The sequence below is a fragment of the Sinorhizobium sojae CCBAU 05684 genome (genome assembly GCF_002288525.1).
Lineage (GTDB): Bacteria > Pseudomonadota > Alphaproteobacteria > Rhizobiales > Rhizobiaceae > Sinorhizobium > Sinorhizobium sojae.
The window spans coordinates 2,381,071-2,407,569 of the sequence record NZ_CP023067.1 but is presented as its reverse complement, the minus strand read 5'-3'; the positions used below and the strand labels follow the sequence as shown (position 1 = coordinate 2,407,569).

Here is a 26,499-nt window from a genome sequence, read left to right as displayed (position 1 = left end):
CGAGGCGGAAGAGGTAAAAAAAATTGACCTCTCCATTCAGGGCGCGCCGAGCGGCGATTTGGCCGGCCGGCCGGCCACATAGGTCTCGGCCACGGCGCGGTCGTCGCCCATCGTCTGCAGCAGGAAGAGCTCGTCGGCGAGCGAATTGACCACTTCGGCCCTGAGCGCCATGGCCGGTGTCGCCGCCATGTTCAGAACCGTGAGATCGGCATCGGTGCCCGGCTCCAGCGTGCCGATGCGATCGGCAAGCGACAGCGCCTCGGCATTGCCGCGCGTCATCATGTAGAAGGTCTCGAACGGGTTCAGCCGTTCACCCTGCAACTGCAGGATCTTGTAGGCCTCGTCGAGCGTCTTCAGCATCGAATAGCTGGTGCCGCCGCCGATATCGGAGGCGACCGAGACGCGCACCGGCTTTTCGCGCCTTGACAAGGCGCGCAATGGAAAAAGGCCGGAGCCGAGGAAGAGGTTCGATGTCGGGCAGAAGACGGCGACGGAGCCGCTCTCGCTCATCGCATCGGCCTCGCGCTCGGAGAGATGGATGCAATGGCCGAAGAGGCTCTTGCGCCCGAGCAACCCGTAGCGGGCGTAGACATCGGTATAGTCCTTCGCCTCCGGATAGAGCTCGCAGGTCAAGGCGATCTCGTCGCGGTTCTCGGATAGATGCGTCTGGACGTGCAGGTGCGGGAATTCGCACAGAAGCGATTGCGCGACCTCCATCTGCTCCGGTGTCGAGGTGATGGCGAAACGCGGAGTAATGGCGACATGGTTGCGGCCCTTGCCGTGCCAAGCGGCAATGACGGCGCGTGTCTCGTCATAGCTCGTTTCGGGCGTATCGAGGAGGCCCTGGGGGGCGTTGCGGTCCATCATCACCTTGCCCGCGACCATACATGTCCCGCGCCTGAGGCTCTCGGCAAAGAAGGCATCGGCCGAGGCCTTGTGCACGGAGCAATAGGCCGTTGCCGTCGTCGTGCCGTGGCGCGCCATCTCGTCGAAAAAGTGTCGCGCGATCCGCTCGGCATGCGCCGTTTCGACGAAGCGGCACTCCTCGGGAAACGTATAGGTGTTCAGCCATTCCAGCAGGTTGGCCGCATAGGAGGCCAGCACCTGCATCTGCGGAAAGTGCAGGTGCGTGTCGATCAGGCCCGGCACGATGAGAGATGGCCGGTGGTCGATCTCCTTCACCCCCTCCGGTGCTGCGGCCTTGACGGTGGCATAAGTGCCGGCGGCCTTGATCAGCCCGTCCTCGATAAGCAGGGCGCCATCGCTTTCGTAAGAATAGGCGGCGCTGTCGTCGATGCTTTGCGGCGCGCGGTCGAAACTCAAGGTGCGGCCGCGAATGAGGGTGGGTGTCATCGTGTCTCCCCGACGGCGCTTTCGAACCAGGTCGTGATCAGACCACGTTCCTCCGCCGTCATGTCGGTTATGTTGGCGGGCGGCATCGCATGGCTGCGCCCGGCCTGGATATAGATTTCGCGTGCACGGGCGGCAATCTCGGCGTCGCTCTCGAGCGTGACGCCGAGGGGCGGGCGGGCGATGCCCTCATAGACGGGTTCGGCCGCATGGCACATGCTGCAGCGGGTGGAAATCGCCTCCTTCACCGCCGGAAAATGCGCGTTCCCGGCAAAGCGGGCAAAGGCCGGCGCGGCCTCGGCCCGTACTTCGCCGGTCAAGACCTTCGGGACCGTCGAAAGCCAGATGATGAGGATGAAGAGAAGCACGGTGGCGAGCCAGGTCCAGGTCGGCTTGCCCTTGCGCGCATGCGTGGTGTTGAACCAGTGGCGAATGGTGACGCCCATCAGGAAGACGAGCGCCGCGATGATCCAGTTGAAGTCCGTCGCGAAGGCCAGCGGGTAGTGGTTTGACAGCATGAAGAAGATGACGGGCAGCGTCAGGTAGTTATTGTGCAACGAGCGCTGCTTGGCCTGAGCGCCAAGCCTCGGATCCGGCGTGCGCCCGGCGATCAGGTCGGCAACGACGATCTTCTGGTTGGGGATGATGATGAAGAAGACGTTGGCCGACATGATCGTCGCCGTGAAGGCGCCCAGATGCAGAAAGGCGGCGCGGCCGGTGAAGACCTGCGTATAGCCCCAGGCGATAGCGACGAGAACGCCGTAAAGCAGGATCATCAGCCCCCAGGTATTCTTGCCGAGCGGCGATTTGCAGAGCAGGTCGTACAGGATCCAGCCGAGTCCGAGCGAGGCAAGTGAGAGTGCGATCGCGGTCGTTGCGGAAATGTCAAGCACATGCCGGTCGATCAGGAAGAGATCGGCGCCGCCGTAATAGACGATGCAGAGCATGGCGAAGCCGGAGAGCCAGGTTGAGTAGGATTCCCATTTGAACCAGGTGAGGTGCTCCGGCATCCTCTCGGGCGCAACCAGATATTTCTGGATATGATAGAAGCCACCGCCATGGACCTGCCATTCCTCGCCATAGGCGCCAGGGGGCAGGTGGTCGCGCTTCACCAAGCCGAGGTCGAGCGCGATGAAATAGAAGGATGAGCCGATCCAGGCGATGGCGGTGACGACATGCAGCCAGCGGACGGCAAAAGCCAGCCATTCCCAAGCAATGGCGAATTCGTACATTCAGTTCCCCTTTTTCTCCGGTCGCCCAACCTTGCGAGAAAAAGCGGTGGCGGGGAAGGGGCGATTTCGTTCTCCGGCCGCATTTCACGAGTGACGCTCGCCTCCGCGAAGCTCATCTTTTACAAAAGCTTAGAGTGACGCCCTGGAAGTTCGACTGAGACGTTTCAACATCAGCATTAAGCGAGGCCGTCCGGCCCGAGCGCGCCCATAATCCAGTCGCGGAAGGCGCGGATCTTGGGCGTGTTGCGGCGCGCATGGGGATAGACGAGCCAATAATCGTGGCCGTCGCTGCTGCGCAGATCGAAGGGCTGGTAAAGCCTGCCGAGCGCCACGTCGTCGCTATAGAACCCCGGCATCAGGATCGCCACGCCCTGGCCGGCGACAGCTGCACGAGCCTCGAAGGCCTGGGCACCGAGACGGTTTGCCGGCCGCCCCGCGAGGTCCGGGTCCGCGATGCCGGCGGCGTGGAACCATAACGGCCACCAGGGATCTCGCGGGTCGATGATGCGGAGCTTCAGCAGGTCTGCCGGCGTGCGCACGCCGCCGATCGTCTCCGCAAGTGCAGGGCTGAGCATTGGCGTAAACTCCACCCGCATTAACTGGTGGCTGATGAGACCCGGCCAGTCGCCCTTGCCGGAGCGGATCGCCACGTCGACCGACTCCTTGCTGAAATCGACGATCGCGTCGTTTGCCACCAGACGTACGGCAATGTTTGGGTGTGCAAACTGGAATGTGCCGATCTCTCGGGCGAGCCATTGTGAGGCAAAGGTCGCAGTCGAGCTGATGAGTAGTGTAGCCTCAGTGTCGCCGCGGGCCGACGCAACCGCCTCCTTGAGAATTTCGAAGGCCTCCGTCACCTTCGGCGCCAGCTGTTCGCCGACCTCCGTCAGGGAGACATGACGCGGACGCCTGAGGAACAGCGGTTCGCCGACATTCTCCTCCAGGAGTTTGATCTGGTAGCTGACCGCGGTCTGGGTCATGCCAAGCGCTTCCCCGGCCTTGGTGAAGCTGCCGAGCCGGGCGGCTGCCTCAAATACCCGCAGCGCGTTCAGCGGGAACTGCTTCGACATCTTCATGGATAAGTTCTCTTGATGCATAGAGACGGACGTTCGATTGGAATTGGAGCACCGTTATCGGCATCCTGCAAGTCAACTTCACTCATCTGCAACAGGTGCGACGATGACTTGGGATGCACTGGAAAGCACTGGAACGAAAGCATTATTGCCGAACCGCCTATTATCGGGGCTGGTCTCGGGTCTGGCACTGCTGTTGAAGCCGCGCTATCCGCGTCTGGACGTCGGAACCGTGTCGGATCACATGAAGAGAGATATGGGTTTTATGGACGGACGGGCGCCTCGAAAAGAAGGGGATGTGCTTGATTAGAGGCTGGAATTGCGCTCAACCGGCCTGCCGGCCGCCTTCTCCCCGCAAGCGGGGAGAAGGACAAGCGGCACCCCCAGTCACCTCTCCCCGTCAGAACGGAGAGGGCTAGGGGTGAGGGGAAAACTCATATCTTTTTCAAGCGTTCCACCGCCATGAGCACCCGTTCCGGGGTCGCCGGCGCGTCCAGTCGCGGGCATTCGCGGTAATCGGCGACGCTCGCGATCGCCATGGAGAGGGCCTCGAGCACCGAGATCGGCAGCATCAGCGGCGGTTCCCCCACCGCCTTGGAACGGCCGACCGTCTTTTCGGCGTTTTCCGACCATTCGGCGAGGCGGACGTTGAAGATCTTCGGCCGGTCCGAGGCGAGCGGAATCTTATAGGTGGAGGGCGCATGCGTTCTCAGCCGTCCCTTGTCGTCCCACCAGAGTTCTTCCGTCGTCAACCAGCCCATGCCCTGGACGAATCCGCCTTCGACCTGGCCGATATCGATCGCCGGGTTGAGCGAACGGCCGACATCGTGCAGGACGTCGGCGCGCTCCACCTGATATTCCCCCGTCAGCGTGTCGATCGAGACCTCGGACACCGCGGCGCCATAGGCGAAATAATAGAAGGGGGAGCCGTGCCCGGTGCTGCGATTCCAGTGGATCTTCGGCGTCGCGTAAAAGCCCGCGGCGGAAAGCTGCACGCGTGCCGCGTAGGCTTGGGCGACAAGCTCCGCGAAGGGGATCAGCTCTTCGCCAATCCTCACGTGGTTGGGCACGAAGGTGACGTTTTCAACCGTCGTCTGCCAGCGCTCGGCGGCAAAGGCCGCGAGCCGTTCCTTGATCTGCCGCGCCGCATCGAAGGCGGCCATGCCGTTGAGGTCCGAGCCCGAGGAGGCGGCGGTTGCCGAAGTGTTCGGTACCTTGCCGGTCGTCGTCGCGGTGATCTTCACGCGGTCGATATCGATCTGGAAACCATCGGCAAGGACCTGCGCCACCTTGGTGTAGAGCCCCTGGCCCATTTCGGTGCCGCCGTGATTGAGATGCACTGAACCGTCCGAATAGATATGGACGAGCGCACCGGCCTGATTGAGATGGGTAAGCGTGAAGGAAATGCCGAACTTCACCGGCGTCAGTGCAATACCCTTGCGGATCACCCGGCTGGACCGGTTGAATTCGATGATCGCCGCCCGCCGCGCCTGATAGTCGGCGCTTGCCTCCAAGTCGTCGACGATGCGGCGGATGATGTTGTCCTCGACCCTCTGGTGATAGGGCGTGATGTCGCGGCCGGACTCCTTATCGCCATAGAAATTCAGCTTGCGGACTGCGAGCGGGTCCTTGCCGAGCGCATAGGCGATCTCCTCGATGATCCGCTCGCCGCCAAGCATGCCCTGCGGGCCGCCAAAGCCGCGAAAGGCGGTGTTCGAGACCGTGTTCGTCTTCAGCGGCTGTGAGGTCAGCCGCACGTGCGGATAGAAATAGGCATTGTCCGCATGGAACAGGGCGCGATCGGTGACGGGGCCGGAAAGGTCGGCGGAATAGCCGCATCGCGCGGCGTAGTTCGCCTGGACCGCCCGAATGCGGCCCTCGTCATCGAAGCCGACCTCATAGTCGACGAGAAAGTCATGCCGCTTGCCCGTGGCGATCATGTCGTCGTCGCGATCCGGGCGGAACTTGACGGCGCGACGGAGTTTGCGCGCGGCGACCGCCGCAAGGGCCGCGAACTGATTGCCCTGCGTTTCCTTGCCGCCGAAGCCGCCGCCCATGCGGCGGACATTCACCGTCACCGCATTGGAGGGCACCCCAAGCACTTGCGCGACCATATGCTGGATCTCGGTCGGGTGCTGGGTCGACACCCAGACGGTCACCTCGTCATCCTCGCCGGGGATCGCGAGCGCGATGTGACCCTCCAGGTAGAAATGTTCCTGGCCGCCGATCCGCATCTGTCCCTTGAGCCGGCGAGGCGCCCGCTGCAGCTCGGTTTCGGCATCGCCGCGCTCGAGCGTCAGCGGCGGCGTCACGAGTTCGCCGCCCGCAGCTTTCGCCTCGCCGACATCGACCAGCGGCGGCAGGTCCCGGTAGGTGATCCTGGCAAGCCGTGCAGCGCGGCGGGCGATGTCGCGCGTCTCGGCAATGACCGCGAAGGCCGGTTGTCCATGAAACTGCACCAGGCCGTCGGCGAGCACCGGCTCGTCGTGCAGATGCGTCGAACTGATGTCGTTGGAATGCGGCATGTCCCTGGCAGTCAGAACGCGGACGACGCCCGGGACCGCGGCAACGGCGGAAAGGTCCATCTCCAGGATCTCGGCATGCGCCCGGTCGGTGAGGCCGAGCGCGCCGTGCAAGGTGCCGACCGGTTCCGGCATGTCGTCGATATAGTCGGCGGTGCCGGCGACGTGCTTGTGGGCGCTGTCGTGGGGGAGCCGCGCGTGCATCGGTCCGACGATGGTGGCTTCGTCTTCGAAAGTGGATTTATCCATCCTGTTGATTCCTTTCGAGGAAGCTGCCCTTCATCCGGCCTGCCCGTCCTCTGCAGCTGCTGCGCAGCAGCTGCCCGTCATTCTCGAAGCCGGCCTTCATGCCAACTCCTCGAACCGCTGCAACTGTGCCGGCTGGCCCGCGCCTACCAGGAAGAAGCGCATCAGCAGGTTCTTCGCCGCCAGCATGCGATAGGCGCTGGTGGCACGCCAGTCGGTAAGGGGCTGATAATCCGTCTCGAAGGCTGGTTGCACCGCACGAATTGTCTCCTCCGTCCAGGGCTGGCCCACAAGCGCCGCCTCCACCGCCTTTGCCCGCTTCGGCGTCGCCGCCATGCCGCCATAGGCGATATGGGCTGCGGTTACGCGGTTCGCTTCATCGAGGGAGATGCGGAAAGCACCGAGCAGGGCGGAGATGTCCTCGTCGCGGCGCTTCGAAATCTTGTAGGCGGCGAAAAGATCACCCGCCGGCAGCGCCGGAACGAAGATGCTTTCGAGGAATTCTCCAGGCTTCCGGTCCTGTTTGCCATAGGCGAGGAAGAAATCCTCGAGCGGAAGCGTGCGTGGGCCGGCTTTCGAGCGCAATGTCACGATCGCTCCGAGAGCGATCAGCGGCGGCGGGCTGTCGCCGATCGGCGAGCCGTTGGCGATATTGCCGCCGATCGTGCCCATATTGCGCACCTGTTCGCCGCCGACACGTTCGAGAAGACGGCCGAATGTCGGATAGGCCGGTGCGAGGGCGTCATGGGCCTCCGTATAGCTGACGCAGGCACCAATCGTCAGGCCGGCATCCGAGCGCTCGATCCGCTGCAATTCGGCAATGCCGTTGATGAAGACGACCGGGTTCAGGGATCGCATCTGCTTCGTCACCCAAAGGCCGACATCGGTGGCGCCGGCGACGATTGTGGCGGCCGGATGTTCGGCGAGTACCGCCGCGAGGCCGGCCGTATCTGCCGGCACGATCAGACAGTCCTCGTCCTTACGAATGGTGATCGTTTGCGTCGGCCGAAGTTCTTCGAGCCGCGCGGCAACCGCGTCCCGCATACGCGTGATCGGATCGAATATCGCCGAAGGCCGCGCCTTGGCCGCGGCTTCGGCCGCCCGCACGATCGGCTCATAGCCGGTGCAGCGACAGAGATTGCCCTGCAGCGCCTTTTCGATTGCAGCGCGGCTCGGCGTGTCGTTGGTCAGCCACAGCCCGTATAGCGACATGACGATACCCGGCGTGCAGAACCCGCATTGCGAGCCGTGGAAATCCACCATTGCCTGCTGCACCGGATGGAGTGTGCCGTCCCGGGCAGCCATGTGCTCGACGGTCACGACATGCGTCGCATTGAGGGAGCCCAGAAAGCGGATGCAGGCGTTCACGGTCTCATACACGAGTTTTCCGCCGCCACGGCCGCCGGCGGTGTCGGCAAGGCGTCCGACGAGCACCGTGCAGGCGCCGCAGTCGCCCTCGGCGCAGCCCTCCTTGGTGCCGGTGAGGCGGCGGTCAAGCCGCAGATAGTCAAGCAGCGTCGCGGTGGGAGGGACCGCTGAAAGGGCGACTTCCGCGTCGTTGAGGATGAACCGGATGCTGTCGGATGCCGTTGCCATGGGCCGTCTCGCTCTACTGGGCCGTCCAGCCGCCATCCATCGAGACATGCGTGCCGGTGATCTGGGCGGCATCGTCGCTGGCGAGATAGAGCGCCAACGACGCCACCTGCTCCACGGTGATGAACTTCTTCGTCGGCTGCCCCTTGAGCATCACCTCGTTGACCACCTGTTCTTCCGTGATGCCGCGCGTCCGCGCCTGATCCGGAATCTGCTTTTCGACGAGCGGCGTCAGCACATAGCCGGGGCAGATCGAGTTCGCCGTGATGCCGTTTTCCGCCACCTCCAGGGCGACGGTCTTGGTGAGCCCCATGACGCCGTGCTTGGCCGCGACATAGGCGGACTTGAAGGGAGAGGCGACGAGCCCGTGCGCCGAGGCGATGTTGACAATGCGGCCCCAGCCCTTCTGCTTCATCGCCGGAACGGCCGCGCGGATCGTATGGAAAGAGGACGAAAGATTGATGGCGATGATCCGGTCCCATTGTTCGACCGGGAAGTCTTCGATCTTCTCGACGAATTGCACGCCGGCATTGTTGACGAGAATATCGGTGCCGCCGAAGCGCGAGACAGCGGTGGCCATCAGGTCGGCGATTTCCTCCGGCTTCGTCATGTCGGCCGGGTGGTAGAGCACCGTCCCGGAGGTGAGGCCTGCGACAGCGTCCGTCACCGCCTGGATCTCCTCCGGTTTGCCGAAACCGTTCAACAGGATATTGGCGCCGGTCTTGGCGAAGGCCTTGGCGATGGCCAGTCCGATGCCGCTTGTCGAACCCGTTATGACCGCAGTTTTCGTCATTCTCGATCTCTCCCTCGGCGTCGCGATGGTCCGTCTCGCCCGTCGTTCGTTTTGCAATGCAAGATCTTAAGCCTACGCGCAAAAGCGCGCCGGTGACAATTGTGTTTTTCGACCCCGCAAAGCAGAGTCGGGGCAGATGCGAAACAGAATGGAGTTGCGTTTTGTTTTCGTTTGACATTCGTTTTTTCATCGTATTGAACTCTTTCGAATGCCTTTGAGGAAGGGCGAAAAGACAGGATGAGCAGAGCCGGGCGGGGTGTCGCCCACGTCCTGTTCTTGAAACATCGCGTGCCGAGGAGGGGCATATGGGCGGATATATTCTTGCTATCGATCAAGGTACGACCTCGAGCCGCGCGATTGTTTTCGACGGCGCGCAGAAGATCGCCGGCGTCGGCCAGAAGGAATTCACGCAGTACTTCCCGAAGTCGGGCTGGGTGGAGCATGATCCGGAGGAGATCTGGCAGACGGTGATTTTCACCGTCAAGCAGGCGATCGCGCAGGCCGGCATTTCCGCAAGCGATATCGCGGCGATCGGAATCACCAACCAGCGTGAGACGGCGGTCGTGTGGGACCGCGAAACCGGCAGGCCGATCCACAATGCGATCGTCTGGCAGGACCGTCGCACTGCGGCCTTCTGCGACAAGCTCAAGAAGAAAGGGCTGGAAAAGACCTTCGCCAGGAAGACCGGCCTTTTGCTCGATCCCTATTTCTCCGGGACCAAGCTCAACTGGCTCCTTTCCAATGTGAAGGGGGCGCAGGCGCGCGCCGCGAAGGGCGAGCTCTGCTTCGGCACCATCGACACCTTCCTCATCTGGCGGCTGACCGGCGGCCAATCCTTCGTTACCGATGCGACCAATGCTTCGCGTACCCTGATCTACAACATCGTCGACAATGCCTGGGACGACGAATTGCTCGCGATCCTGCGCATTCCGCGGTCGATGCTCCCGGAGGTGAAGGATTGCGCTGCCGATTTTGGGGTCGCTGATCCTACGCTCTTCGGTGCCGCGATTCCGATACTCGGCGTTGCGGGCGATCAGCAGGCGGCGACGATCGGCCAGGCCTGCTTCGAACCCGGCATGCTCAAGTCGACCTACGGCACCGGCTGCTTCGCCCTGCTCAATACCGGCAAGGACATCGTCCGCTCGAAGAACCGCCTGCTCACGACGATCGCCTATCGCCTCGGTGGTGAGACCACCTATGCGCTCGAAGGTTCGATCTTCGTCGCCGGAGCAGCGGTGCAATGGCTGCGCGACGGGCTCAAGGTCATCAAGGCGGCGCCGGACACGGGCACGCTTGCCGAAAGTGCCGATCCCTCCCAGGACGTCTATCTCGTGCCGGCCTTCACCGGCCTCGGTGCACCGCATTGGGACCCGGATGCCCGCGGGGCGATCTACGGAATGACGCGCAATACAGGGCCCGCCGAGTTCGCCCGTGCGGCGCTGGAATCCGTCTGCTACCAGACTCGCGACCTGCTCGATGCCATGCATCGGGATTGGCGCAGCAACAGCAAGGAAACGGTGCTGCGCGTCGACGGCGGCATGGTCGCTTCCGACTGGACGATGCAGAGACTGGCCGACCTGCTCGATGCGCCGGTCGACCGGCCGGTGATCCTCGAGACCACCGCGCTCGGTGTCGCCTGGCTCGCCGGCAGCCGCGCCGGCGTCTGGCCGGACAGGCAGGAATTCGCCAAGTCCTGGGCCCGTGACCGACGCTTCGAGCCGAAGATGGACGGGCCAACCCGCAAGGGCAAGTTGAAAGGCTGGCGGAGCGCCGTCAAGCGGACGCTGGTGGCAGCGTAGAGAGTGCCGCTTTGCCCCTCACCCTATACCCTCTCCCCTCTCCCCACACGCGGGGCGAGGGACTTGGAGTTTGCGGCGTCGCCTTCACTGAGTCAAAGATAGCCGCCGTTGGGGACTGGGAGCGTGCCGCGAGTCTCCTTCGCCCGCTTGCGGGGAGAAGGTGGCCGGCAGGCCGGATGAGGGGCGGAAACTTCATGCTCCGTCGGAAACAGAGTGTTTCCTGAACGCGCCTTTGCGGCCTGAGCGCCAACTGACTATCTCATCGCGCAGAGCAAACAGGATGCTGCCATGGAACTCGGGCTTTACACATTCGCGGATGTCGATCTGAATGCCGCCGACAAGGGCGCCGAAGGGCGCCGCCGGCTTGCCAATCTCATCGAGGAGATCGAGCTTGCCGACCAGGTGGGGCTCGACGTCTTCGGACTTGGCGAGCATCACCGGCCGGATTACGCGGTCTCCGCACCGGCGGTGGTGCTTGCGGCGGCCGCGGCGCGCACCAGCCGCATCCGGCTGACGAGTGCAGTGACGGTGCTGAGTTCGGATGACCCGGTGCGCGTCTTTCAGCAGTACGCGACCCTCGACCTCCTTTCCAATGGCCGCGCCGAGATCATGGCCGGGCGCGGCTCCTTCATCGAATCCTTCCCGCTCTTCGGCCAGTCGCTCGATGATTACGACCAGCTCTTCGCCGAGAAGCTGGATCTCCTGCTCAAGCTCCGGGAGACCGAGAAGGTCACCTGGACTGGCGAGATACGGCCGGCGATCAACGACCGCGGCGTCTATCCGCGGCCGCTGCAGGATCCGTTGCCGCTCTGGATCGCCGTCGGCGGTACGCCGCAGTCGGTTGCGCGTGCCGGCGCCCTCGGGCTGCCGATGGCGCTTGCCATCATCGGAGGCGAGCCGCGGCGTTTCGCACCGCTCTTCGACCTCTATCGCGAGGCCGCCCGCCGCGCCGCGCAGGATGTCTCGAAGCTGAAGACGAGCATCAATGTACATGGCTTCATCGCCGACACGACGGAGACGGCGGCCGATCAGTTCTACGGCCCCCAGGCCGAGGTGATGGACCGTATCGGCCGCGAACGTGGCTGGGGGCCGACGAGCCGTGCGCAATACGAGCAGGCACGGAGCCCGACCGGCAACCTCTTCATCGGCGATCCGGAGACGGTTGCCCGGAAGATCGTCGTTCATCAGCGGCTCTTCCGCAACGATCGCTTCCTCCTGCAGATGGCGATCGGGCTCATGCCGCACGACCAGATCATGCGCGGCATCGAACTCTACGGCACCAAGGTGGCCCCGCTTGTCCGGGAGATGCTGGCGGAGGAGGCGGTCGGCGACTGAAGGGACGACGCAGTCGGGGAACTGGCATAAGCCCCGCCGGTACGCTAAATGTGCCGGCGAAAGCGAGACACCATGACCCTCAACAACGACGAAGACCTCGAACGGCTGAAGGAAATCGGCCGCATCTGCGCCAATGCGCTCCAGGCGATGGGCGACGCACTCGAGCCGGGCATAACGACCGCGGAGCTCGATGCCATCGGCCGCAAGGTGCTGGAGGATGCGGGGGCGCGCTCGGCGCCGGAGCTCTGCTACCGTTTTCCGGGCGCGACCTGCATCAGTGTCAACGAGGAAATCGCCCACGGCATTCCTGGCAGCCGGGTGATCCAGGCGGGCGATCTCGTCAATATCGATGTCTCTGCCGAAAAGGACGGCATCTTCGCCGATACGGGCGCGTCGTTCCCTGTGCCGCCGGTGACGGCTGCGATCGACCGCCTCTGCCGCGACGGCAGGCGCGCCATGTGGGTGGGTCTCAAGCAGGTGCGGCCGAACCAGCCGCTTGCGGCCATCGGCAATGCCATTGGCGAATTCGCGCGCAAGAACCGCTATTCGCTCGTCACCAATCTCGCAAGCCACGGCATTGGCCGCTCGCTCCACGAGGAGCCCGGCGAAATCGCCACCTGGCCCGACCCTTCGGAGCGGCGACGGATGAGCGAAGGCATGGTCTTTACGGTGGAGCCGTTTCTGTCGATGGGGGCGCATTGGGCCGAGGGCGGAGACGACGACTGGACCCTCTACAGCGAACCGCGCGCACCGACGGTGCAATACGAACATACGGTCGTCGTCGCCCGCGGTGGTCCGCTAGTGGTGACGCTGCCGGGTTGAGTTTGCCGAAGCAGATCGTTCCTTCAAATATTCTGATTTGTTGCTTTGCTGTTGCGGTGCAATAAGAAGCAATGAGCACGCTCCAGGGAGTGCCGGACCGCGACGGCAGGCGACCCGGCGACACCGTCGTCGAAGGAAACGATCCGCACCCAAGGGAGCATACGGAAGATTTGCCGTCTGCCAGCCTGCACGCTGTTTCGAGCGGAAGCCTCCTTGCGACCGCCATTGCCGGCGCCACCGCGATGGCGGTGGCGATGGGCTTCGGCCGGTTCTCCTATACGCCGATCCTGCCGGCCATGATGGCGGATGCGGGGCTTTCACCCGCGGAGGCCGGGCTGATCGCCTCGGCGAATTTCGTCGGCTATCTGGCCGGTGCCGTACTGGCGGCCTATGGCTGGGCCAACGGCCACGAACGCAGAATCGGCGTGGCCGCCTTGGCGGCTACGGCACTGCTGCTTGGCGTCATGGGATTTGCCGCGTCTGTGCTCGCCTTTGGCCTCATCCGCTTCCTTGCGGGCCTCGCAAGCGCCTTCGCCATGGTCTTCGTATCAGGGATCGTGCTGGGGGAGGGCCTGCGCGCGAGATCGGAGCATGTGGCGTCGGTCCATTTCGGCGGTGTCGGGTTCGGCATCGCCCTGTCCTCGATTGTTGTCTGGACGGCGCCGCTTGCCGGTGTCGGCGATCTTTCCGACTCGCACGGACACTGGTTTGCCGGCGCTCTCGTTGCGCTTGCGGGCACCGCTCTCGTTGCGGTTCTGTTGCCGGAGAGTGGCACGGCAACGGAGGCGGGACGGCCGGAGGCGCCGCTTTTCTGGACGAGACCGCTCACGGTGGTGACGCTCACCTACGGCTTCTTCGGATTCGGCTATGTGATTACCGCCACCTTTCTCGTCGCCATGGCGCGCGAGGCGGGCGGGGGGGAATTCCTGGCTTGGCTGCTGACGGGCGCCAGTGCCGCATTGTCGGTGCAGCTCTGGCGTTTCGCCGTGCCGCGCTTCGGTCTGGCGGGCGTATATGCCATCGGGCTTCTCGTCGAGGCGGCCGGCCTTGTCCTGGCCGTGTCTTTGCCCGGATCCTTGGCACCGCTCGTGGGCGGTCTGATGTTGGGCCTCACCTTTATGATGATCACGGCCTACGGCCTTCAGATCGGCCGCCGCCTCGCCCCCGAGAGCCCGCGCCGGGCACTCGCTTTCATGACCGCCACCTTCGGCGTGGGGCAGATCATAGGGCCTCTGGCGGCCGGCTGGCTGGCCGAATGGACCGGAAGCTTCACGCTGCCGACATTGGTAGCCGCCTTTGTGCTGCTGGTGTGCGGTGGCGTCGTGGTGCTGGAGCGGCGCGGAATCAACGCCGCGCTCGCCGCACCGCATCCATGATCTCGCGGCGCTCTCATGAAATAACGGTAACATTCGCATTGCCGAATTGTTGACGCGGGCAAATTGCCCTAGTTTCGGCGCATCAGGAGGCAAGTCGTAGACCTCCGAGAAAAACGTGAGTGCCGTCCCTTGTTCGAATCCTTCTTCCCCAAACCGAAGCTGTTCTTCATCTCGGCCGTGATATGGTCGCTCGTCGCCATCCTCGGCTGGTATAGCGCTGGGCGTGATCTCGGTGCAGTGTTCGGGCTGCCGCCGCTTCCCGAGGGTGTGGAGCCGGTCATCGGCGTTTCGGTTTTCTGGTCGGCCCCATTCCTTTGGTTCTACATCTACTATCTGGCCGTCGTAGCCCTGTTCGCCGGCTTCTGGTTCGCCTACGCGCCGCACAGGTGGCAATATTGGTCGATTCTCGGTTCAGCGCTGATCATCTTCAACACCTATTTTTCGGTCCAAGTCAGCGTCGCAATCAACGCCTGGTACGGCCCGTTCTACAACCTGATCCAGCAGGCGCTGGCGAAGACGGCACCCGTCACGGCGGAGCAGCTCTATACCGGCATGCTCGGCTTCGCCGGAATCGCATTCGTGGCGGTGACGGTCGGCGTGCTCAACCTCTTCTTCGTCAGTCATTACATCTTCCGCTGGCGGACCGCCATGAACGAGTTCTACGTCTCGCATTGGCCGAAGCTGCGCCACGTCGAAGGGGCGTCTCAGCGCGTGCAGGAAGACACGATGCGCTTCTCGTCGACGGTCGAGCGGCTGGGTGTCGGCCTCGTCAGTTCCGTCATGACGCTGATTGCCTTCCTCCCGGTGCTGTTCAAGTTCTCGGAGCAGGTCAATGTACTGCCGGTCGTCGGTGAGGTGCCCCATGCGCTGGTGTGGGCGGCGATCAGCTGGTCGATTTTTGGGACCGTTTTCCTTGCCTTGGTCGGCATCAAGCTGCCGGGCCTCGAGTTCCGTAACCAGCGGGTTGAGGCGGCGTATCGTAAGGAACTGGTCTACGGCGAAGACCACGCGGATCGCGCCGATCCGCTGACGCTTGGGGAGCTGTTCCAGAACGTCAGGAGGAACTATTTCCGCCTCTATTTCCATTACATGTATTTCAACATCGCGCGCATCTTTTACCTGCAGGCCGACAACCTATACGGTACATTCGTGCTGGTGCCTGCGATCGTGGCAGGCAAGCTGACGCTCGGCGTGATGACCCAGATTTTGAACGTCTTCGGACAGGTGCGCGAATCGTTCCAGTATCTCGTCAATTCCTGGACAACGATCGTCGAGCTCCTGTCGATCTATAAGCGTCTGCGCGCCTTCGAAGCGATCCTCTATCATGAGCCGCTGCCGGAGATCGATCAGGAGTTCATCGAGGCCGGTGGCAAGGAGGAGATGGCGCTCTGATCGCGCCATCCGTCAGAAGGCGGAGCCGTCCGCCTTCTTCCCGGCGCTCTCGATCATGGGCAGAGCCTGCGTGTAGCTGACGCAGGCGACATCCGGCTTGCCGCAGACTTCGGCCAGGAAACGGTCGAGGGCGCGCCAATAGGCGCCACCGTTCATCTCGACGAAATGGAACCCGAGCTGCAGCGGGATGCGCTCGCCGTCATATTCCTTGGCGAAGGCGTTGCGATAGGCTTCCAGCGTGCGTTCTTCGAAACGGGCGCTGTCCTTCTTGTTTTCGATCCCCATGGAATGGCGGACGAAGAGATTGTAGTCCATGCCGATTACCGGCCGGCGGGAAGGCCCTTCGGGGATGAGCGGCAGGCCGAAGCGGGGTAGCCCGTCCGTGGCCTGGGGCCAAGCGGGGCCTTTGGTGACGAGGCTGGCATCGTAGGTGAAGCCGAAGGCCTTTATCGCCGGCATCAGGCCGTCGCTCAAGGATAGGTAAGGCGCGCGAAAGCCGGTAATTCCGGTCCGGGCGAAGTCCGCCCATCCTTCCGGCTCGGCCTCCGGCTTGCCGGCCCTCTTCCAGGCGTCGACGAGCGCCGTGCGGAAGGAGGAGAATTCCTGCTTCCAGTCGGCCTCGCTCCAACCCTTGCCGTCGAAGTGACCGCAGGCATGGCTGCCGATGTCGTGTCCTTCGAGATGCGCCCGCCAGATATGGCCGGCGCGAACGGCGATCTCGTCTCTATCCTGGGCATAACCGACATTCGAGCGGCCCCGTCTCTGGCCCGGCGCCTTGTAGCTCTCCTTTCCGTCTGCCTTCGTCATCAGAAAGGTGCAGGAGAGGAAATAGGTGAATTGCGCGCCGCGCCGTTTCGCAAGCGCGAGGCTCTTCTCCCAAAGCACGTTGTCATGGGCGCCGTCGAAGGAGACGATCACCAGTTGCTTGTCCTTTGCCGGTGCGGCCGGCGGCGCCGCGACGGCAAGGGCGGGAAAAAGGCAGACGGGGAGCGTGAGGAGCTTGCGGATCATCTGGAAGGCTTCTTGGGAGAATCAGTGGCTGCGACGATTTGTTCGCTGCCTCCTTGTGCAACAATGCGGCAATCCTTTGATCCGGCTGGAATTTCGCAGGCGGTCCCGCTATGCGATGGTAAACGTACGGTAAACGGGGCGAAGGGCGGTCTGTCGCCCGAGTTCAAAGCAAAACGGGGGAGACATGGCACTTCTGGTCCTGGGCATTGTGATTTTTCTCGGCATCCATCTGGTGCGCAGCGTCGCGCCTGCGATCCGCATTGCGGTGATCAAGCAGCGCGGGATCGGAACCTGGCACGCGATCCACGCGATCCTCGCGCTTGTCGGCCTGGCGCTGATCACGATCGGCTTCGCTCAGGCGCGCACGACCACCGGTATGCTCTACACGCCGCCCGTCTTCATGGCGCATGCCGCACTGACACTGATGCTGGTCGCCTGCATCTGTCTGGTGGCCGCCTTCCTGCCGCCCGGCAAGATCCGCGTGGCGACCAGGCACCCGGCTATCCTGGCAGTCAAGATCTGGGCGCTCGCGCACTTGCTTGCCAATGGCGAAACGGCGTCCGTCCTGCTTTTCGGCTCCTTTCTCGCCTGGGGCGTTATCATGCGCGTCTCGATGAAGAGACGGTGGCGGGCAGGCGAGATCGCCTATCCCCGCTTCGTCTCCTACAGCTACGATCTTGCGGCGGCGGTGATCGGGGCGGCGCTTTTTGGCGTCATCGTCTGGAAGCTGCACGAGTTGGTGATCGGCGTCGCCCCGCTCGTCGTCGCGTAAATCACGTTCTCCCCCTTACAAGCGGCGCAAAATCGGGTAGAAGGCGCAGAATTCCTGGGGCAGCACCGAGAAAGATGCGCGGCGTTCCCGCTCCAGACCCAATCTTACGGCGTCGTGCGCCCTCGGACGCACAAAGGTCGCTGTAACTCTTTGAAACTGCGCATCGTACTTTCCGAAAATCGGGTCAGATTTTCGGGCCGATGCGATAGAGTGAAGGCCGGGCAGCCGGAACAGGACATGGCGAACCAAGACGACAGCTTTATCCGCGAGGTCAATGAAGAACTCCGTTCGGACCAGATGAAGGCGATCTGGACGCGGTTCGGAGGGATCATCATCGCGGTCGCCGCCTTGATCATCCTCGGCACCATCGGCAAGGTCGGCTACGACTATTGGCAGGATAGCTCTTCGTCGGAATCCGGCGACGCCTTCCTGGTCGCCCTCGACCTTGCCAAGGAAAACAAGTCCGATGAAGCGCTGGCCGCGCTGACGAGGCTTGAGCAGGAAGGCTATGGCTCGTATCCGGTGCTTGCCCGTCTGCGCGCGGCGACGCTTGAGGCCGAGAAGGGGGAAACCGACGCGGCGATCGCCGCGTTTACCGAAATCGGCAAGGACAGCCGGATTCCGGCGGCGCTGCGCGATGCAGCGCGGCTGCGCGCGGCCTATCTGCTGATCGACGCGGGAACCTATGAACAGGTCTCGGCCGAGGTCGAACAACTGGCGGTGCCGCAGAACGCCATGCGCCATTCCGCGCGCGAGGCGCTCGGACTTGCCGCTTACAAGGCGGGCGACTACGCCAAGGCGAAGAGCTGGTTCCAGCAGATCGCCGAGGATACGGAGAGCCCGCGCGGCGTCGCGAACCGGGCGCAGATGCTGCTCGACGTGATCGGGGCCAGCGGCAAGGCTTGAGGCATTCAGAATGAGTTTCACCGTCGCCATCGTCGGGCGCCCCAATGTCGGCAAGTCCACCCTATTCAACCGGCTGGTTGGCAAGAAGCTGGCGCTTGTCGACGACACGCCGGGGGTCACGCGCGACCGCCGTCCGGGCGACGCCAAGCTCGTCGACCTGAGGTTCCGCATCATCGATACGGCCGGCCTCGAGCAATCCGACCCCGATAGCCTGCAGGGGCGCATGTGGGCGCAGACCGAGGCAGCGATCGACGAGGCCGACCTGTCGCTCTTCATCATCGACGCCAAAGCCGGCCTGACGCCGGCCGACGAGACGCTTGCCGAAATGCTGCGCCGGCGCGGCAAACCGGTCATCGTCGTGGCCAACAAGGCCGAGGCCCGCGGATCCGAGGGCGGCTTCTACGATGCCTTCACGCTCGGCCTTGGCGAACCTTGTCCGATCTCGGCAGAGCACGGCCAGGGCATGCTGGACCTGCGCGACGCGATTGTCGCAGCGCTCGGCGAGGAGAGAGCCTTTCCACCGGCCGAAGACGTCGCCGTGACCGATGTCGATGTCCGGCCGGCCGAGGTGGGCGAGGGGGCGGAGGGCGAAGAGGCCGAGTCCGCCTATGACGAAACCAAGCCCCTGCGCGTCGCGATCGTCGGCCGCCCGAATGCGGGCAAGTCGACGCTGATCAACCGCTTTCTCGGCGAAGACCGGCTCCTGACCGGCCCGGAGGCGGGGATTACCCGAGATTCGATTTCGGTCGAGTGGCAATGGCGGGGCCGCACGATCAAGATGTTCGACACGGCAGGCATGCGCCGCAAGGCGAAGGTTCAGGAGAAACTCGAAAAGCTCTCCGTAGCCGATGCGCTACGCGCGATCCGCTTTGCCGAAACGGTCGTCATCGTCTTCGATGCGACCATTCCCTTCGAGAAGCAGGACCTGCAGATCGTCGACCTGGTGCTGCGCGAGGGACGTGCGGCGGTACTCGCCTTCAACAAATGGGATCTGGTCGAGGACTGGCAGGCGGTGCTCGCGGACCTGCGCGAAAAGACGGAGCGGCTGCTGCCGCAAGCTCGCGGCATCCGCGCGGTGCCGATATCCGGGCATACCGGTTACGGCCTCGAGCGGCTGATGCAGGCGATCATCGAGACGGACAAGGTCTGGAACCGCCGTATTTCGACGGCGCGCCTCAACCGCTGGCTGGAAACGCAACAGGTGCAGCACCCGCCGCCGGCTGTCTCCGGCCGTCGGCTCAAGCTCAAATACATGACCCAGGTGAAGGCCCGCCCGCCGGGCTTCATGATCTCCTGCACCCGTCCGGAGGCGGTTCCGGAATCCTATGTCCGCTATCTCGTCAACGGCCTGCGCAAGGATTTCGACATGCCAGGCGTGCCGATCCGCGTCCATTTCCGCGCGTCGGACAATCCCTATGAGTCGAAGGCGCGCAAGAGGCGGTGAGGCTTGCGAGTGAGCGGGAAGATTGCCCCGCGCTAAGCGATACCCTCGGCCGCCAGCGTCTGCCGTGCAACCAGCGCCCCGTGATGGCCGATGACGGCGGCGGCGACACGGGCGGCGAAGGCGGCGGCATCGGCGGGACTGTCACCGGCAGCGAGGCGGGCGAGGAACGAACCGTTGAAACTGTCGCCGGCGCTGGTGGTGTCGACGATCCGCGAGACAGGTACTGCCGGCACATGCAGGCGTTCACCTTCAAACTGCAGCGTGACGCCTTTGCCGCCGTCCTTCACGGCTATCTCCTCGACGCCAAGCGCGCGGTAGCGGTCAATCGTCGCGCCAACGGACGCGTCGCCGAAATGCATCGTCTCGTCGTCAAAGCTCGGCAGCACCATCGTCGCCGCCCGGGCGCCGGCCTCGAGGGTGGTGAGCATCCGGGTCGCGTCGTCCCATAGGCGCGGGCGGATATTCGGATCGAAGACGACGCGCCTGCCGCTGGCTTTCGCGCGACGCAGTTCGGAAAGCAGCGTCTCGCCCGCGCCGGGCGAGAGGATCGCCAGCGTGATGCCGGAGAAGAATGCAATGTCCGCGGCCTCGATAGCCGTCCTGAGCCTATTCGGGTCCTCGGCAAGCAGCTTGGCGGCGGAGGTGGAACGCCAATAGGAGAAGCTGCGCTCGCCCTCTCTCAGGTGGATCATGTAGAGGCCGGGCATGCGGCTCTCGATCCGGGCGATATGCGACGTGTCGATGCCGGTGCTTTCCATGAAGGCGAGCATTTCGTCCGAGACCGCATCGGTGCCGACGGCGGTGAAATAGTCCACCGCCCAGTCCGTCGGAGCAAAGAGCCGGGCATAATAGGCGGTGTTGAAGCTGTCGCCGGCATAACCCTTGCGCAACATGTCGCCTTCCGCCTGCATCAGTTCGACCATGCATTCGCCGATCGAAAGCATCGTGCCTGCCATAAACTCCTCCCCTGCCGGTTGCTCGCGCCCAATGGGTTAGCGAAGCGCTGCGGCTTGGGCAAGCGAATGTTGCCAGCGCCGTTTACTCGGACGGTGCCGGGCGATACATCTCAGAAGGAGTTGCGGAATGAAAGGAAGGCGCATGGCGATCGAGGCGAGGCAGGGCGACGACTGGTGGCGCGGCGCGGTGATCTACCAGGTCTATCCGCGTTCCTTTCAGGACACGGACGGCGACGGCGTCGGCGATCTGCGCGGCGTTACCCGGCGGCTTTCCCACATCGCCTCGCTCGGCGTCGACGCAATATGGCTCTCGCCCTTTTTCACGTCGCCGCAGGCGGATATGGGCTATGACGTCTCGGACTATTGCGACGTCGATCCGATGTTCGGCACGCTCGACGACTTCGATGAAATGCTGGCGGAGGCGCATCGGCTCGGGCTGAAGGTCATCATCGACCAGGTGATCTCCCACACTTCGGACCGGCATCCGTGGTTCGTCGAAAGCCGCTCGAGCAGGACCAATGCCAAAGCGGATTGGTATGTCTGGGCTGACCCGAAGCCGGATGGTGCGGCGCCGAATAACTGGCTTTCGGTCTTTGGCGGCCCGGCCTGGGAATGGGACGGTGTGCGCAGGCAATATTACCTGCACAATTTCCTGACGTCGCAGCCGGATCTCAATTTCCACAATCTCGAGGTACAGGAGGCGCTGCTTTCGACAGTTCGTTTCTGGCTCGAACGCGGTGTCGACGGGTTCCGGCTCGACACGGTGAACTACTACTTCCACGACGATCAGTTGCGGGACAACCCGCCGCTCGTGCCGGATCCCGATGCGACGAGCAGGGATGCTCCGGACGTCAATCCCTACGGCATGCAGAACCATCTCTACGACAAGAGCCGTCCGGAAAACATCGCCTTCCTGCGTCGCCTGCGGGCGCTGCTCGACGAGTATGGCGGCCGTGCGACCGTGGGCGAGGTGGGCGATGGCGCCCGGTCATTGAAGACGGTTGCCGCCTATACGAGCGGCAGCGACAAGCTGAATATGTGCTACACGTTCGACCTCCTCGGGCCGGCTTTCACGGCGAGCCACATTCGCCGCTGTGTGGAGAGTTCCCAGGCGACGGTCACCGATGGCTGGGTGTGCTGGGCCCTCTCCAATCATGACGTGATGCGGCATGTCAGCCGTTTTGCGCTTCCGGGTGCCGATCGCGAGCGACTGGCCAGGCTCGCCATCTCAGTGCTTGCAACCCTGCGCGGCTCGATCTGCCTCTATCAGGGTGAGGAACTGGGCCTGCCGGAGGCGGAACTGGCGCTCGAGGAACTGCGAGATCCCTACGGCATCCGCTTCTGGCCGGCTTTCAAAGGCCGCGACGGGTGCCGCACGCCGATGGTCTGGGAAAGGAAGCATCCAACCGGCGGCTTTTCGTCCGGCATTCCCTGGCTGCCGGTAAGAGACGAACAGCGCCTGCTGGCGGTGGATTCGCAGGAGGGTGTCGCCGGATCGGTGCTCGAACACTACCGTCGAACGTTGGCCTTCCGGCGTGCGCATGGGGCGCTGATCGACGGCGAAATGTCTATCCTGGCGTCCAATCGGGACGTACTGGCTTTCGTGCGGGAGAAGGACGGCGAACGGCTGCTGTTCGTATTCAACCTGACGACGGAACCGCAAGAGGTCCATCTCTCGTCGGCCACCACCGTCGCGGAGGCGCTGCCGATGCCGGGCTTTGCCCCCGAGATTTCGGACAATGTGATTATGCTCGACGGGCTCGATGCGTTTTGCGGACGTTTGCGGTAGCGGACGCGCGGCGCTGTAGGACGGCGACGAGGAGAAAAGCCGGAGCAGGCCGGGGCAAGGCTGATGCTGCCAGAGCCAGCGGACAACTCACCCGATCAGCGCAAACTTGTCGACGTCCACCAGCCCCCGGTCGGAGATCTTCAGATGCGGGATCACGGGAAGCGGCAGGAAAGCGAGCTGCAGGAACGGTTCTTCGAGCGTCGCCCCCAGCGCGAAGGCGGCCTGGCGCAGGTGATGGAGGATGTCGCGCACCCGCTCATAGGGTTCGAGACTCATCAGGCCGGCAACCGGGAGAGAGATCTCGCCGGTGACTTTCCCATCCTCGACAACGACGAAGCCGCCTTTGATCTCGCCGAGGCGGTTGGCGGCGAGCGCCATGTCCTCGTCATTGACACCGACGACGCAGATATTGTGGCTGTCATGGCCGACGGTGGAGGCGATCGCGCCTTTTTTCAGTCCGAAGCCCTGGACGAAGCCATTGGCGTGATTGCCGTTGAGGCCGTGGCGCTCGATGACGGCGACCTTGATGATGTCGCGGCCGAGGTCGACACCAGTTTGGTTGCCCTCGGCGGGCAGACGGTAGCGGCGGTGTTCGGTGATGATCTTGCCGGGCAGCACGCCGATCACTGAGGTCTCGCCTTCGATGTAAGGCATCGCGAAGTCGGCTGCCTTGACCTCGCCCGCCTTGACGCTGTCGAGCCCGACCGGCTCGACCGGTCTGCGTCGCGCGAAGAGCTGTTCGGTGACCCGGCGGCCACTGGCAAAGACGATCTCGGCACGGCAATTCTCAAGGCTGTCGACGACGACGAGGTCGGCGCGCCAACCGGGTGCGACAAGGCCGCGGTCCCTGAGCCCAAAGGCGCGCGCGGCCGATATCGAGGCGGCGCGATAGATGGCCAGAGGTTCGACGCCTGCGGCGATCGCCGTGCGGATCATATGGTCGAGATGGCCCTGTTCGGCGATGTCGAGCGGGTTGCGATCATCCGTGCAAAGCGCCAGATAGGGCGACAGACGTTCGGTGATGATCGGCATCAAGGCGTGCAGGTCCTTGGAGACGGAGCCCTCGCGCACGAGGATGTGCATGCCCTTGCGAACCTTTTCCAGCGCCTCTTCCGCGCTCGTGCATTCGTGATCGGTGCGGATGCCGGTTGCGAGGTAACCATTCAGTTCATTGCCGCGGAGGAGCGGCGCATGCCCGTCGATGTGGCCACCCTGGAAGGCGTCGAGCTTGGCGAGGCAGACCGGATCCTTGTGGATCACGCCGGGGAAATTCATGAACTCCGCGAGGCCGATCACCTTCGGATGCTGGCGGAAAGGCAGGAGCCGCTCGACCGGCAGGTCGGCGCCGGAGGTTTCGAGGTGGGTGGCCGGCACGCAGGAGGAAAGCTGGACGCGGATGTCCATGATGGTTTCCAGCGCCGAATCCAGGAAGAACTGGATGCCTTCGGTGCCGAGCACGTTGGCGATTTCATGCGGATCGCAGATCGACGTGGTGATGCCGAGCGGCAGGACGCAGCGGTCGAATTCATGCGGTGTCACGAGCGATGATTCGATGTGCAGGTGCGTGTCGATGAAGCCGGGAACGACGATGCGGCCGGAGATGTCGATCTCCTCCAAGCCGTGATAATCGCCGCAGGTGCCGACAATGCGGTCGCCTGAGAGGGCGATGTCCGAGGCGATCAGTTCGCCGGTGACGAGGTCGAAAAACTGTCCGCCCTTGAGCACAATGTCCGCCGGATTGCGGCCGACGCCCTGATCGATCAACCGTTCCAGCGTCTCGGACATGGCCTTCTCCGTTTTCTGTTGCAATTCATAACAATAACCCTCTCCCCACGGGCGGGGAAAGGGCCAGAGATTGCGAGCGGATTTCAGATATTGTTCTCCAGGACGTCGCGCAGCTTGTCGAACAATTCGTCGATCTGCTGCTTTTCGATGATCAGCGGTGGCGACAGCGCGATGATGTCGCCGGTCGTTCGGATCAGAAGGCCTTTCTCATAGGCCTTCAGGAAGGCCGAGAAAGCGCGCTTCGTCGGCTCGCCGGCGATCGGCTCGAGTTCGATCGCGCCGATCAGTCCGATATTGCGGATATCAATGACATGCGGGCAGTCCTTGAGCGAATGCAGGGCCTCTTCCCAATAGGGGGCGAGTTCGGCGGCGCGCGTCAGCAACCCTTCTTCCCTGTAGGTGTCGAGCGTGCCGAGCGCCGCGGCAGAAGCGATCGGGTTGCCCGAATAGGTATAGCCGTGGAAGAACTCGATCAGGTGCTCCGGCCCGGTCATGAAGGCATCGTGGATCTCGGATGTGACGAAGACCGCGCCCATCGGGATCACGCCGTTGGTGAGCCCCTTGGCGGTGGTGATGATGTCGGGCTTGACGTCGAAATATTGTGCGGCGAAGGGCGTGCCGAGTCGGCCGAAGCCGGTGATGACCTCATCGAAGATCAACAGGATGCCGTGTTTCGTGCAGATCTCGCGCAGTTTCTGAAGATAGCCCTTCGGCGGGATGAGCACGCCGGTGGAACCGGCAACCGGCTCGACGATGACGGCGGCGATCGTCGATGGGTCGTGCAGGGTGACGATGCGCTCCAGCTCGCTCGCGAGATCGGCGCCGTGTTCGGGCTCTCCGCGGGTGAAGGCGTTCTTGCCAGGCAGGTGCGTGTGCGGAAGATGGTCGACGCCGGTCAAAAGCGTGCCGAACATCTTGCGGTTGGCAACGATGCCGCCGACGGAAATGCCGCCGAAATTGACGCCGTGATAGCCGCGCTCGCGGCCGATGAGGCGGAAGCGCGAGCCCTGGCCCTTGGCGCGGTGATAGGCGAGGGCCACCTTGAGCGCGGTGTCGACCGATTCCGAACCGGAATTGGTGTAGAGAACGTGGTCGAGCCCCTCGGGGGCGATATCGACGAGGCGGTTGGCGAGTTCGAAGGCTTTCGGGTGGCCGAGCTGGAAGGCCGGCGCATAGTCGAGCTCGCCCGCCTGCTCACGAATGGCCTCGGTGATCTTCGGCCGACAATGGCCGGCATTGACGCACCAGAGCCCCGCGGTTCCATCCAGAACCGTCCGCCCATCATGGGTCGTGTAGTACATGTCCTTGGCGCCGACGAAGAGGCGCGGCTCTTTCTTGAATTGCCGGTTGGCGGTGAACGGCATCCAGAAGGCGCCGAGGTCGTTCGGCGCGGTGTTCAGGCGGTTCGACATGTACTGTTCTCCTCGGCGGATCTTGAGTGCCGGTAGCTAAGGCGGCTGGCCGGCCGAATTTTTTACCCGTTGGTCAAACTATCAGCGCGCCTATGGGCGTCAAGCCTGAGAGCCCACGCGTCTCGCACCACGCATCCTGCAATTTCCGAGGCGAAGCGCTCCTGGGGGTCGTCTGACGTCGCCAATTTTTCATGTCAGCAAGCGGAACCGTCCGCTGTTCACGGCCTCGAGCACCGCGATCAGAGTGTCTTCCCGAGTGTGCCCATCGGTTGACAAGACATGCCGCTCAAGCGGGCCCAGCGATGAAAGCTGTTGATGGAGCGCCGCAATGGGACCGGGGTCGGTCAACGTGTCTCCACCACGCTCCTGGCAGCGCCGGATGGCGACATCGAGCGGTGGACGTAGAACGACGTAATGGAGCGGCGCCGTGATTTTTCTGAATGGTTCCAGGAACCATGGTCCGACAATGCCGTCTACAATGACAAAATAACCACCGTCGGCATAGGTTGCGGCCACCTTCGTCAAAGCGTCGAGGACAACGATGTTTTGCTCATGAGCTTCAGGCAGATAGGGCGGGATCGCTCCGTTCTTGATGAAACGCCAGAAGTCGTCGCAGTGAAGATGAACCTTCGATGACCCAGGTCCTATGGCAAGCGCCTGCGCTGTCGTGGTTTTTCCAGACCCGGGCGAACCGGTGAGTATGAGAACTTCACCCGCATGATTCATGACGCGACCATTTAGCACAGAACCCCGCCACAGTCAGCAATGCGCCGGAAAGCCGGCACGGGCGGAGTGGCGCGTCCAATAAATCTTTGGCTTGGGCGTGGATTTCTCAATGAACTGCGGGCAACCCCCGCAAAAACAAAGCCCCCGAGTGCTCGTGGGGCTTGT

At 63.4% G+C, this 26,499-nt stretch carries 21 protein-coding genes; 10 read left to right on the top strand and 11 right to left on the bottom strand.

Annotated features, from left to right (window positions below):
• Window positions 1–36 precede the first annotated feature (36 nt).
• From guaD to SJ05684_RS11790, 3 genes are all read right to left on the bottom strand, one after another.
• The gene (guaD, locus tag SJ05684_RS11800; protein ID WP_034851613.1) at window positions 37–1,353 is read right to left on the bottom strand and encodes a guanine deaminase; all 1,317 of its coding nucleotides are present in this window, start codon (window positions 1,351–1,353) and stop codon (window positions 37–39) included.
• Window positions 1,350–2,582: a urate hydroxylase PuuD gene (locus SJ05684_RS11795; protein ID WP_034851611.1), complete on the bottom strand. Its 1,233-nt coding sequence runs from the start codon at window positions 2,580–2,582 to the stop codon at window positions 1,350–1,352. Before SJ05684_RS11795 ends, guaD begins: the two co-directional genes overlap by 4 nt.
• A gap of 176 nt (window positions 2,583–2,758) precedes the next feature.
• Entirely contained in the window at window positions 2,759–3,658 is a 900-nt protein-coding gene (locus SJ05684_RS11790) for a LysR substrate-binding domain-containing protein (RefSeq protein ID WP_034851609.1), read from the bottom strand.
• 37 nt (window positions 3,659–3,695) lie between these two features.
• Here SJ05684_RS11790 and SJ05684_RS29635 point away from each other — a divergent pair, with 37 nt between their 5' ends.
• Window positions 3,696–3,965: a hypothetical protein gene (locus SJ05684_RS29635; protein ID WP_157211947.1), complete on the top strand. Its 270-nt coding sequence runs from the start codon at window positions 3,696–3,698 to the stop codon at window positions 3,963–3,965.
• A 124-nt stretch (window positions 3,966–4,089) separates the two neighbouring features.
• On the opposite strand, the gene xdhB is transcribed toward SJ05684_RS29635, so the two are convergent.
• The 3 genes from xdhB to SJ05684_RS11775 all read right to left on the bottom strand — a co-directional run bounded on the left by xdhB (window position 4,090) and on the right by SJ05684_RS11775 (window position 8,809).
• Window positions 4,090–6,426 (bottom strand): xanthine dehydrogenase molybdopterin binding subunit, encoded by a 2,337-nt coding sequence (xdhB, locus tag SJ05684_RS11785; RefSeq protein WP_034851607.1) that lies wholly within the window; start codon window positions 6,424–6,426, stop codon window positions 4,090–4,092.
• Window positions 6,427–6,522: 96 nt separating this feature from the next.
• A complete protein-coding gene (gene xdhA, locus SJ05684_RS11780; RefSeq protein ID WP_034851606.1) occupies window positions 6,523–8,019 on the bottom strand; it encodes a xanthine dehydrogenase small subunit in 1,497 nt (498 codons plus the stop codon).
• 13 nt (window positions 8,020–8,032) lie between these two features.
• Complete coding sequence (locus tag SJ05684_RS11775; RefSeq protein WP_034851604.1) at window positions 8,033–8,809, bottom strand: 3-hydroxybutyrate dehydrogenase; 777 nt, start codon at window positions 8,807–8,809, stop codon at window positions 8,033–8,035.
• A 305-nt stretch (window positions 8,810–9,114) separates the two neighbouring features.
• On the opposite strand from SJ05684_RS11775, the gene glpK reads away from it, so the two are divergent.
• The 5 genes from glpK (at window position 9,115) to bacA (ending at window position 15,533) form a co-directional block, all read left to right on the top strand.
• On the top strand, window positions 9,115–10,608 hold the full coding sequence (gene glpK / locus SJ05684_RS11770; protein WP_034851602.1) for a glycerol kinase GlpK: 1,494 nt from the start codon (window positions 9,115–9,117) through the stop codon (window positions 10,606–10,608).
• Window positions 10,609–10,896: 288 nt separating this feature from the next.
• Window positions 10,897–11,943: an LLM class flavin-dependent oxidoreductase gene (locus SJ05684_RS11765; protein ID WP_034851600.1), complete on the top strand. Its 1,047-nt coding sequence runs from the start codon at window positions 10,897–10,899 to the stop codon at window positions 11,941–11,943.
• A 72-nt stretch (window positions 11,944–12,015) separates the two neighbouring features.
• Entirely contained in the window at window positions 12,016–12,765 is a 750-nt protein-coding gene (map, locus tag SJ05684_RS11760) for a type I methionyl aminopeptidase (RefSeq protein ID WP_034851591.1), read from the top strand.
• A 242-nt stretch (window positions 12,766–13,007) separates the two neighbouring features.
• On the top strand, window positions 13,008–14,141 hold the full coding sequence (locus SJ05684_RS11755; RefSeq protein ID WP_244426592.1) for a YbfB/YjiJ family MFS transporter: 1,134 nt from the start codon (window positions 13,008–13,010) through the stop codon (window positions 14,139–14,141).
• Between the two features lie 129 nt (window positions 14,142–14,270).
• Complete coding sequence (gene bacA / locus SJ05684_RS11750) at window positions 14,271–15,533, top strand: bacteroid development protein BacA (protein WP_034851589.1); 1,263 nt, start codon at window positions 14,271–14,273, stop codon at window positions 15,531–15,533.
• 12 nt (window positions 15,534–15,545) lie between these two features.
• Here the strand turns inward: bacA and SJ05684_RS11745 are convergent, their stop codons facing one another.
• A complete protein-coding gene (locus SJ05684_RS11745) occupies window positions 15,546–16,544 on the bottom strand; it encodes a polysaccharide deacetylase family protein (protein ID WP_034851587.1) in 999 nt (332 codons plus the stop codon).
• 184 nt (window positions 16,545–16,728) lie between these two features.
• On the opposite strand from SJ05684_RS11745, the gene SJ05684_RS11740 reads away from it, so the two are divergent.
• The 3 genes from SJ05684_RS11740 to der all read left to right on the top strand — a co-directional run bounded on the left by SJ05684_RS11740 (window position 16,729) and on the right by der (window position 19,666).
• Window positions 16,729–17,316 (top strand): NnrU family protein, encoded by a 588-nt coding sequence (locus SJ05684_RS11740; RefSeq protein ID WP_034851585.1) that lies wholly within the window; start codon window positions 16,729–16,731, stop codon window positions 17,314–17,316.
• A gap of 237 nt (window positions 17,317–17,553) precedes the next feature.
• Window positions 17,554–18,222 (top strand): tetratricopeptide repeat protein, encoded by a 669-nt coding sequence (locus tag SJ05684_RS11735; protein WP_034851647.1) that lies wholly within the window; start codon window positions 17,554–17,556, stop codon window positions 18,220–18,222.
• Window positions 18,223–18,232: 10 nt separating this feature from the next.
• Window positions 18,233–19,666, top strand: a complete 1,434-nt coding sequence (gene der / locus SJ05684_RS11730; protein WP_034851584.1) for a ribosome biogenesis GTPase Der — start codon at window positions 18,233–18,235, stop codon at window positions 19,664–19,666.
• A 32-nt stretch (window positions 19,667–19,698) separates the two neighbouring features.
• On the opposite strand, the gene SJ05684_RS11725 is transcribed toward der, so the two are convergent.
• Window positions 19,699–20,622: a sugar kinase gene (locus tag SJ05684_RS11725; protein ID WP_034851582.1), complete on the bottom strand. Its 924-nt coding sequence runs from the start codon at window positions 20,620–20,622 to the stop codon at window positions 19,699–19,701.
• Window positions 20,623–20,764: 142 nt separating this feature from the next.
• On the opposite strand from SJ05684_RS11725, the gene bglA reads away from it, so the two are divergent.
• Window positions 20,765–22,411 carry a beta-galactosidase BglA gene (bglA, locus tag SJ05684_RS11720; protein ID WP_034851581.1) on the top strand — a complete coding sequence of 549 codons (1,647 nt, stop codon included), beginning with the start codon at window positions 20,765–20,767 and terminating at the stop codon, window positions 22,409–22,411.
• Window positions 22,412–22,498: 87 nt separating this feature from the next.
• On the opposite strand, the gene ade is transcribed toward bglA, so the two are convergent.
• The 3 genes from ade to SJ05684_RS11705 form a co-directional block, all read right to left on the bottom strand.
• Complete coding sequence (gene ade, locus SJ05684_RS11715) at window positions 22,499–24,196, bottom strand: adenine deaminase (RefSeq protein ID WP_034851579.1); 1,698 nt, start codon at window positions 24,194–24,196, stop codon at window positions 22,499–22,501.
• A gap of 83 nt (window positions 24,197–24,279) precedes the next feature.
• Window positions 24,280–25,608, bottom strand: a complete 1,329-nt coding sequence (gene aptA / locus SJ05684_RS11710) for an omega-aminotransferase AptA (RefSeq protein ID WP_034851578.1) — start codon at window positions 25,606–25,608, stop codon at window positions 24,280–24,282.
• A 189-nt stretch (window positions 25,609–25,797) separates the two neighbouring features.
• Window positions 25,798–26,334: an ATP-binding protein gene (locus SJ05684_RS11705; protein ID WP_034851577.1), complete on the bottom strand. Its 537-nt coding sequence runs from the start codon at window positions 26,332–26,334 to the stop codon at window positions 25,798–25,800.
• Between the last annotated feature and the right edge of the window lie 165 nt (window positions 26,335–26,499).

Coding starts and splice junctions, on each gene's coding strand:
- guaD (WP_034851613.1), bottom strand. CDS start 1,353: ATGACACCCACCCTCATTCGCGGCCGCACCTTGAGTTTCGACCGCGCG.
- SJ05684_RS11795 (WP_034851611.1), bottom strand. CDS start 2,582: ATGTACGAATTCGCCATTGCTTGGGAATGGCTGGCTTTTGCCGTCCGC.
- SJ05684_RS11790 (WP_034851609.1), bottom strand. CDS start 3,658: ATGAAGATGTCGAAGCAGTTCCCGCTGAACGCGCTGCGGGTATTTGAG.
- xdhB (WP_034851607.1), bottom strand. CDS start 6,426: ATGGATAAATCCACTTTCGAAGACGAAGCCACCATCGTCGGACCGATG.
- xdhA (WP_034851606.1), bottom strand. CDS start 8,019: ATGGCAACGGCATCCGACAGCATCCGGTTCATCCTCAACGACGCGGAA.
- SJ05684_RS11775 (WP_034851604.1), bottom strand. CDS start 8,809: ATGACGAAAACTGCGGTCATAACGGGTTCGACAAGCGGCATCGGACTG.
- glpK (WP_034851602.1), top strand. CDS start 9,115: ATGGGCGGATATATTCTTGCTATCGATCAAGGTACGACCTCGAGCCGC.
- SJ05684_RS11765 (WP_034851600.1), top strand. CDS start 10,897: ATGGAACTCGGGCTTTACACATTCGCGGATGTCGATCTGAATGCCGCC.
- map (WP_034851591.1), top strand. CDS start 12,016: ATGACCCTCAACAACGACGAAGACCTCGAACGGCTGAAGGAAATCGGC.
- SJ05684_RS11755 (WP_244426592.1), top strand. CDS start 13,008: ATGGCGGTGGCGATGGGCTTCGGCCGGTTCTCCTATACGCCGATCCTG.
- SJ05684_RS11745 (WP_034851587.1), bottom strand. CDS start 16,544: ATGATCCGCAAGCTCCTCACGCTCCCCGTCTGCCTTTTTCCCGCCCTT.
- SJ05684_RS11740 (WP_034851585.1), top strand. CDS start 16,729: ATGGCACTTCTGGTCCTGGGCATTGTGATTTTTCTCGGCATCCATCTG.
- SJ05684_RS11735 (WP_034851647.1), top strand. CDS start 17,554: ATGGCGAACCAAGACGACAGCTTTATCCGCGAGGTCAATGAAGAACTC.
- der (WP_034851584.1), top strand. CDS start 18,233: ATGAGTTTCACCGTCGCCATCGTCGGGCGCCCCAATGTCGGCAAGTCC.
- SJ05684_RS11725 (WP_034851582.1), bottom strand. CDS start 20,622: ATGGCAGGCACGATGCTTTCGATCGGCGAATGCATGGTCGAACTGATG.
- bglA (WP_034851581.1), top strand. CDS start 20,765: ATGGCGATCGAGGCGAGGCAGGGCGACGACTGGTGGCGCGGCGCGGTG.
- ade (WP_034851579.1), bottom strand. CDS start 24,196: ATGTCCGAGACGCTGGAACGGTTGATCGATCAGGGCGTCGGCCGCAAT.
- aptA (WP_034851578.1), bottom strand. CDS start 25,608: ATGTCGAACCGCCTGAACACCGCGCCGAACGACCTCGGCGCCTTCTGG.
- SJ05684_RS11705 (WP_034851577.1), bottom strand. CDS start 26,334: ATGAATCATGCGGGTGAAGTTCTCATACTCACCGGTTCGCCCGGGTCT.